Here is an 8,759-nt window from a genome sequence, read left to right as displayed (position 1 = left end):
CGTCTCCATTTGCTGTTGTTGAGTTTACTTCCAAACTTAATAAATGTCCTGGTTGTGATATTCTCAGGGTACTACCACCTTCTACTGCTGCAATGGTAATGTTTCCACCAGGGGTCGAGAGTTGCCCGGTATTAATAACAGTCCCGCCCAATAAAGTGAGATTTTCTCCAGGGTTTAAACTTAAGTTTCCTTCATTAAGGATAGCGCCTGGAGTTGAGACGTTAAATCTATATCCACTGGGGTTTCCGACTAAATTTGAGTAGTCGTTTGTCCCCATAGCTTTAAACCAAAAGTTGTTATTGTCAAAACCAATACCTGTGGCAGTTGTCACACTAAATGAAGCAGGTATATTGAGGCTAGCATTTGGACCAAACATTATGCCTGCGGGGTTCATCAGGAAAAGGTTGGAGTTACTGCCGATAACTTGAATGAGACCATTAATATATGAGGCGTTACCTCCTGTAACTCGCCCTAGAATATTCTGAGTGTCTGGGATGGTAAGGAAATTCGCGGTTTGGTTGGTGGGGAGGTTGAATTGGTCGAAACTGTGGAAGAGGTTGGCTCCGCTGCGAGTGCCACCTTGGATATTAAATTGATTGCCCTGTGGAGCTACGATGGTGTTTGTGCCGTCGTTAGCGGGGGTTATAGGTTGGGAGTTGGCGGGGGGAGCTACGGCCAATGTCCCTAAAATTATGGTAAGGGCAGATATACGGTAAGATTCTAAGACAGTAGGTTTCATATAAAAATCTTTAATCTTTAAGATTATATCATGTTCGGTTGAATACTTATAATTAGGCTCGTAGTTAGGCTTGAGCAATGGATAGACATTTAGGGGGCTAGAGCAAAACTACAAACTAATACTTTTTTATAACTGATTATCCGCAGTTCGTAGTTCCCCCGGAGGGGGCACATAATATTAGAAGTTAAAAAGGAAATAGAAGGAAGCTATCGAATAACTTAATTATAAGAGGGAACAAAGGCACATCAATTCATAGTGGAACTTTGATATTTTTGAGGGTTATTTTCCCTCTATTTTTTCTATTGCAAGAAATATCTAAATTTCTGAAAAATCTTTTTTCTTTTCTACTAATAAAGCTTTAGCTTTTGACCGCATTTTGCCATGATATACCACCCCTTCATAAGCATAACGATTATAACCATTATTAACAATTAATTCCTCTAAATAACGTACTCTTTCTGCTGTCTCTGGATGAGTAGATAACCAAGCAAGAATACCAATATTTTCTTTCCCTTCATTGAGAGTAACCATAAGATTTCTCACCCCATCTGCAGCATAATCTGCTGATACTAAAATTCGCGTTCCTAATACATCTGCTTGACGTTCCATTTTGCGACTATAGTTAAGCACAATTAAATTACTAGCTGTACCGCCAGCATAAGGAATATATTGTACAATGCTAGTAACTAAATTACCTTCAGACATTAACTTAAATCCATGGGATAATACAGTATGAGCTAGTTCGTGAGCTAGTAAACCTGCTAATTCTGCTTCAGAATTAGTTTTCATTATTGCTCCCAAATTGATAAATATTTGCCCTCCGGGCAAAGCAAAAGCATTGAGGTTTTCATCATTAACTACATAAAAATTATATTCAAATTCATTTCTACCCGTCATTTCCGCAAGTTTTTTGCCCATATTATTGACATATTCAAGAATTTCTTCATCCTCAACCATAGGTAATTGTTTATTAGCAGACTTTGCTATATTTTTGCCAATTCTTGATTCTCCTTGGAGCATCATTGCTGTTGTTTGAACTGCATTCATAGCTGCAAAAGGATTGCCAGTAATAGCTACCCCTAATGCCCCAGTCACAACATTAGCAATTGCATTTCTTCTTAATCTTGATTTGAGCTGAGATTGAAATTTTTTTCTATAGGTTTCTGCTAATTGATTAAATTCATTAACTAGGGAATGTTCGGGATTCATTAAAGCAAATTGTTGGGCAGATAAACTTGCTTCTAACCATTTTTTTTCATCTGCTAGGGCAGTAATTGTTGCTTTAATTAATTCTGGTTCATTGGGATATAAACCTGCTGCTTGATGTAATACTTCTAAAGCTAATTCTGTTTTTTCGTCAGTTTTTAAAGCTTCTGCAAATTGAAGATGAGCTGGAATAAATTGGGGATATTCTTTAACTAATAATTCTAAAGATACAAATATTTGAGTTTCTCGATTTTTGGCTAAACCTTCCTGTGCTTGTCGCCAATAAACTTGAGCAGTTACAGGTAATTCTGTAGGTTCATAGACTGGTTGAGGGCGATTAACTTTAGCTCTAATATCTTCAGAAAATGGTTCTTTTACTTCTCGATAAAGTTTTTCCGCTGCTGCTTTTTCTCCTGCTAAATAAAGTCTGTCTGCTGCGGCTAATTTTTCTTCTGGTGTTTGAGGTTGGGAGTTAGTAGGAAATATTTTTTCTGACTGAGAATTTTGCGGTTTTTTTTCTAGAGTATTTGTTTCTGCTAAAGCAAAGTTTTGCAGGGCAAATATGCTAAGTATAATTGTCAAATAATTTAGGAAAAGTTTCATAATTTTACAGGATTTGCGATCTATATTAAGGTGATTTAATCTTATATTACTTGATATAACTTCTAACTTCTAACTTATGACTTATGACTTATGACTTATGACTTCTTCAAGACCAGGCTTGTTTATTGAAAACATTCTTAACTGTCTCTAACACTACTTCTTCAACACAAGGTTTTGTCAAATAACTACAATAGTTAAATTCTTGCTGATTTTTTTTCTGCCTATTTCTAATCGTACCACGATTAGTCAGAACAGCTATTAGTATATCTTTTAACCTAGAATCATTTCTGATTTTTTTAGTTAACTCATAACCATTCATATTAGGCATTTCTAGATCTAATAAAATCATGTCAACTTGTAGATTATTTTGCAGTTTATTCCAAGCTTCTAACCCATCTCTAGCTATTTCCACCTGATAGCCAGCATTAGTAAAAGTTGTACTCAAAAGTTGACGAACAACAATAGAATCATCAACAATTAGAATCATATAAGTTCTTAACCATTGGCGATCGGTAATCTTACTCCCATCAACAATTGCATCCTGTAACGCTCCTACCGAAAATTTTGCCCCCGCTAAATTAGCACCCCTCAAATCAGCTTCAGCAAAGTTTCCTCTCTCAAAGTTAGTATTCTGGAGATTAGCACCCCTAAGATTAGCACCTTGAAAATTTAAACCCTGCAAAGCTAAACCACTCAGCACACAGTTAGAAAAATCATTCTCTCCCGCTTCTAGTCTTTCCTGAATTCGCTGTCGCCATAGCTTGTTAAAAATACCCCTTTGAGCCAACCCACTTATCAAATAAGTTAACTGGTTATCAGATTCTATACCATGAAGATTACCTTCAGCATCATACCAGTTGAGCCATGGTAACAACCCCTCTGGAGAATTAAGGGTGAAGTAAATTTCACCCTCCCGATATGCATCACCAGTTTGAGAATAACCACGCCCCACACAACTGATAAAATTCTCCTCTACCTTTGCCTCGTCATCATTTTGAATATATAGTGTGCGCCAAATTTTTTCCTGGACGCTAAATCCAAAACGCCCATGAGAATAGACTATCCAGAGCAAATCAATTGTTTGCAAATCTAGCAAAGGCAGTTTGTGAATAAACTTTCCATTCAAGCAACCAGGAAAATAACCATAAAATGAAGAAGTGGGAAACTCCTGCTGATGAATACTCCCAAGCATTTTTTGGTAATGCTGTAGCAAGTGAGTAAGTTCATGAAATCTCTCTGGTTGCATATTTTTGTCAATTTTCTTCAAAATCTCTCTGATTTCCCGAACACCTTCGTATACTTGCGCTCTCAAGGCAATTTCACAAAATAGGCGGAAGGTTTCCCTGTCAGCTTTTTGCCATTGAGATGCTGCTAGTAAATTTTGCAATTTTCTGTAGTTAACTCCTAATGCTGAGTGCAATTCTAAATCGGTAACGTATTTTTTCTCTGGCTCAAATATCACATCTTTTGGACGTTGCCATATTTTTTGAATAATTTGAGCGATCGCCTCCCCGACTGTTTCTGATGAAATATTCTGTTGCCCCAACTTTTGCCACAACTCAGAGGATATATAGTAAGGACGAGACATTTGTTGATAAAGTTGTTTGGCAAAACCTCCTGTCACCCCCACTGGAATTACCACCGCACCAGTTTCTATTGCAACTTCGGCTTCTTGTTTGGCTCCTGGTCCCCCTTCTATTAGCACATAAACCGATGCCATGTGAGCTAAAATTTCTCGACGCTCAAATAAAGTTTTACCTCCATATAGATTTGTACCAAATTGCCATGGTAAAAATCCTTCTGACTGAATGTGGTAAACTGGAGCAGGTTGATTTTGCCTGCTGCATTCTTGCCAAAAACTACGGGAGACTGCTTCAGGTATACCAGTAACTCCACCTGTTAAAAGAGCTAAATTTTCCCCAAAAGTAGCAAGTTTTCTGCCAGTAGCATTGCATATTGCCTCAGTAGTCACACCCCAAAATGACGTACTGCCAATAATGGCAACTCGATGCTCAGATGAAATTTGAGCAACTAACTGTTTAGCTATTTGTGCTTCAGGTTTTTCTGAGGAAGTAGGAGAAGTTATGAAATTTGGCAGGTTGGTCTGATATTGTTCGTAATCATCTAGCTCGCGACAGACAAAAATTATTTTCCATGGGAGAGAGTTATTTTGCAAAAATGTCAAAGCTTCTGTTAGAGCTATTTTGGCAGCCCAATCTTTAGGAAATCCACGCATTCCTGTACTAATACAGGGAAAGGCGAGACTATGAATTTGGTTTTCTGCTGCTAACCGGAGACAGTTCCGGTAACATTTGGCTAGCTGTTTGCTGGATATCTGGCTATTGGTTTTATCCCAAACCGGGGCACAAGTATGAATGATATATGAGGCCACAAGTTGATAGCCTTTAGTAATTTTGGCTTGGCTGGTGTTGAGCCATTCTATTTGTCTGGTGGCGTTTATTAGTGCTTCTCCTGCTGCTTGATGAATTTTGCTACATAGCCCATAACCACGGAGATTATTGTCAGTAGGGTTGACTATCGCATCTACTTGTTGAGAGATAATATCGCCTTGAATAATGGTCAAGCGTTCGCCCCGTCCTAGATTTTCCCTACAAATCTGCTGACTTTGCCCTAGTTTATTCATACTTTATTCTTAATTAGTATAATTTCTTCTCATTATTATACACAATTTCCCTGAGATTTGCTCAATATCAATGAATTTAGGTAGGTGTAAAATCAGTTTTAATCAAAACTATAGTGTTTATCATACCATTTCACAGAATTCAGAAGTTAGATTGGATAGGCTAAAAATTTTGGCAAGAGAAAGGTTTGAGGCAATTATTTGACATTTAAAGTTTGAAACTATTTGTGACATCTTTACAGTGAATTAGTATCAGTAAGCTGATGGTACACTTTTATCTTTCTTGCCTGTTACCGAAAAATTGTGGGGAGGCGCCTCCCCACACTCTCCACCCCCCCATCTCCCTATATTTAAGATACCTTCAGGGGTTCTATATATCTCAATGTAGTTGCTGGTGAATTTTTTAGGTTAGACTAAGTATTATTATTTATATTTTTCTGAATCAAGGTGATGTTTAACTATGACTTCTTTTGACGAAATGGCTGACTATAATAAAGCTATTGAACTTAATCCCAATGATGCTGGTGCTTACTACAAGCGGGGTATTGCTTACTATAACCAAGGAAAGTATGAACAGGCACTAGCTGATTACGACAAAGCGATTCTACTTAATCCCCAGGATGCTGCTGTCTATAATGACCGGGGTGTTATTTACTATATCCAAGGAAAGTATCAACAGGCAATTGCTAATTACAACCAAGCGATTCTACTTAATTCCCAGGATTCTGATTTCCACAACAACCGGGGTGTTATCTACGAAATTCAAGGAAAGTATCAAAAGGCGATGGCTGCTTTCAACCAAGCCATTGTAATTAATCCCAAGGGTGCTAATGCCTATGTTAATCGGGGGAATCTCTACTCTGAGCAAGGAGAATATAAAAAAGCACTGACTGATTACAATAAAGCAATTCTACTTCAACCAGACTTGGCTCAAGTTTACAACAACCGGGGTAGTATCTACAATGCCCAAGGAAAGTATAAAAAGGCACTTGCTGATTACAACCAAGTTATTGAACTTAATCCTAATGATGCTGTTGCCTACTACAACCGCGGTAATGTCTACTCTAACCAAACAAACGAACGAGAGGCGATCGCTGACTACACCCAAGCGATTAAACTCAATCCTAACTATGCTGAAGCTTACTATAACCGGGGCAATCGTTACTCTGATCAAAAAAAATATAAACAAGCGATCGCCGACTACTCTCAAGCAATCAAACTCAAACCTAATTACGATGATGCAATCTATAACCGGGGTTTTCTCTACGATGTGCAAAAAAAATATAAACAGGCGATCGCTGATTTTAGTCGAGCGATCAAAATTAATCCTAGCTATACCAACGCTTACCATCTTAGGGGTTTAGCATATTATGAGCAAGGAAAATATAAACAGGCGATCGCCGATCTGACCCAAGTCATTGAACTTAATCCCGAGGATGCTGATGCTTACAATAACCGGGGTGCGGTTTATCAGGAACAAGGGAATACAAAACAAGCTATTAAAGACTTGGAAAAAGCTGTTAAGTTATATAAGAAACAAGGAGATCAAGAATTGTATCAAAAAGCTTTGGATGACCTCAGAGAGTTAAAGGCAAATTAGACTGGTTATGGGTAAGTTTCCTGATTTTATTAAATTGGTATAACTTGTCCTAATTCCTCTTACGTTTAGTAAACAACCATGCTAACAACCAAAAAAAGGCGATCGCCAGAAGACTCCAAAGCAAGGATAGCACTAGGGACGGAAAGCTTCGCTTTTCATTTCGCTTCGCGACATGACCGCTCTCTTGGTCGATTGGAGGCAAGCGAGGTTTCCCGAAGAGTGCATAGCCGCTCCGCTTTTCATGTCGGCTCAAGCGCCGAAACGCCATCCCATCTTAGGTCATGCTCCGCTTTCCGAGCGCTCTCTTGGTCGATTGGATATGGCGTTAGCGTTAGCGAAGCTCCTCTGTAAGAGGCAGCTCCTCTGCAAGAGGCAGCTCCTCTGTCAAGAGCGGGAAACCTCGCCATCCCATCCTGACGGAATGCTCCCCAAACGACCGCTTTTTCTCCTTGCTCATGAGAGGGTTTAAACCTTCATTTTTCGGTAAATTTACTGCCGACTATGAGGGTAAAAATTAAATTATTCCTTGGGGACAAAAAACAAATTCTGATAGTTATAAAACTATTTTTAGTCAATCATGGAACAGTTTTACTCTCATAAAAAATAAATAACCGACTGAGTTCCCCTCCAGGAAGGGGTTAGGGGTGGGTTTAGTTCCCCTCCAGGGAGGGGTTAGGGGTGGGTTGACTCCTAAAAACAGAGCCAGTGTAGCAATATTTGATGAAATTGGTATTAGCTCTTGAGATTGCTTCCTTCCACTCCGTTCCCGTCGCTTCGGACGTAGTTCTAAATTTTCCCACTTACCTACTTATCTGCGATCCAATAATAGTTACAGACTGTTGATTAAAATTTATCAATTCATTCTAACTCAAATAATTTTGCACAATCTTGATAATTCTCTCCGAGGCATGACCATCACCGAAAGGATTAATTGCCATTGCCATCTTTTTGTACTTAGCATCATCACTCAATAATTCTTCAGCAGCAGCCACTATATTACTCGTATTAGTACCAACAAGTTTAGCAGTTCCTGCCATTATTGCCTCCGGTCTTTCTGTTGTTTCTCGTAATACTAAAACTGGTTTACCTAAACTAGGAGCTTCTTCTTGTAAACCCCCAGAATCAGTTAATATTAAATAACAATTTTGAATTGCTCCTACCAATTCACTATAATCAAAAGGTTCCTCTAAAAATATTCTCGGATGACTCCCTAAAATTGCTTTTAAAGGTTCCCTAACTGTCGGATTTTTATGCAGAGGTAAAACCAAAGCAGTATCAGGAAACTTATCTAAAATTTGCAGAAATCCTTGAGCAATTTTTTCTAAAGGTTCTCCCCAATTTTCCCGACGATGAACTGTTGCTAATATGACCCTATATTTGAACCAATCTAAACCATTAATATGACATTTAGGTTGAGATTTTGCTACCTTGAGCAAAGCATCAATTACTGTATTTCCTGTTTGATGAACTTCCCCTACTACTCCAGATTTTTGTAAATTTTCCATAGCTAAAGTTGTAGGGGCAAAATGTAATTGAGCTATCTGAGAAATTAGACGGCGGTTTGCCTCTTCGGGATAGGGATTAAATAAATCATTAGTCCGTAAACCTGCCTCTACATGACCAACAGGAATTTTTTGATAAAATGCAGCTAGGGCAGCAGCAAAAGCAGTGCTAGTATCTCCCTGAACTAATACTAATTTGGGTTGTAACTGTAGAAATAATTCTTCTAATCCTTGCAAACTTCGGCACATAATATTTGTCAATGTTTGCCGAGTTTGCATAATTGCTAAATCCTGGTTGGGGCTAATATCAAATAATTTCATTACTTGGGCAACCATTTCCCTATGTTGGCCAGTTAAAATTACTAAGGTGTTAAAATCAGGAGAATTTTGAAAAAGTTGGATAACTGGTGCTAATTTAATAGCTTCGGGGCGAGTTCCTAAAGTAATTGCTACTTGAATAGGACTGTT

The 8,759-nt window shown here is 38.3% G+C and carries 5 protein-coding genes; 1 reads left to right on the top strand and 4 read right to left on the bottom strand.

The window, feature by feature from the left end; translation table 11 throughout:
* The 3 genes from F6K22_RS21805 to F6K22_RS21795 all read right to left on the bottom strand — a co-directional run.
* Window positions 1–739: two-partner secretion domain-containing protein (locus F6K22_RS21805; RefSeq protein WP_293102592.1), on the bottom strand; the 739-nt coding region annotated here is incomplete at its 3' end.
* A gap of 315 nt (window positions 740–1,054) precedes the next feature.
* Window positions 1,055–2,548 (bottom strand): M48 family metalloprotease, encoded by a 1,494-nt coding sequence (locus F6K22_RS21800; RefSeq protein WP_293102589.1) that lies wholly within the window; start codon window positions 2,546–2,548, stop codon window positions 1,055–1,057.
* Window positions 2,549–2,654: 106 nt separating this feature from the next.
* On the bottom strand, window positions 2,655–5,192 hold the full coding sequence (locus F6K22_RS21795; RefSeq protein WP_293102587.1) for a macro domain-containing protein: 2,538 nt from the start codon (window positions 5,190–5,192) through the stop codon (window positions 2,655–2,657).
* Between the two features lie 457 nt (window positions 5,193–5,649).
* Between F6K22_RS21795 and F6K22_RS21790 the strand changes: the two genes are divergently transcribed.
* Window positions 5,650–6,789, top strand: coding sequence for a tetratricopeptide repeat protein (locus F6K22_RS21790; RefSeq protein ID WP_293102584.1), 1,140 nt, complete (start codon window positions 5,650–5,652; stop codon window positions 6,787–6,789).
* Between the two features lie 863 nt (window positions 6,790–7,652).
* Here the strand turns inward: F6K22_RS21790 and wecB are convergent.
* Window positions 7,653–8,759: non-hydrolyzing UDP-N-acetylglucosamine 2-epimerase (wecB, locus tag F6K22_RS21785; protein WP_375340185.1), on the bottom strand; the 1,107-nt coding region annotated here is incomplete at its 5' end.

The sequence above is a fragment of the Okeania sp. SIO2F4 genome, from assembly GCF_010672385.1.
Lineage (GTDB): Bacteria > Cyanobacteriota > Cyanobacteriia > Cyanobacteriales > Microcoleaceae > Trichodesmium.
The sequence above is the reverse complement of the archived record's forward strand: the minus strand, read 5'-3'. Positions and strand labels throughout refer to the sequence as shown.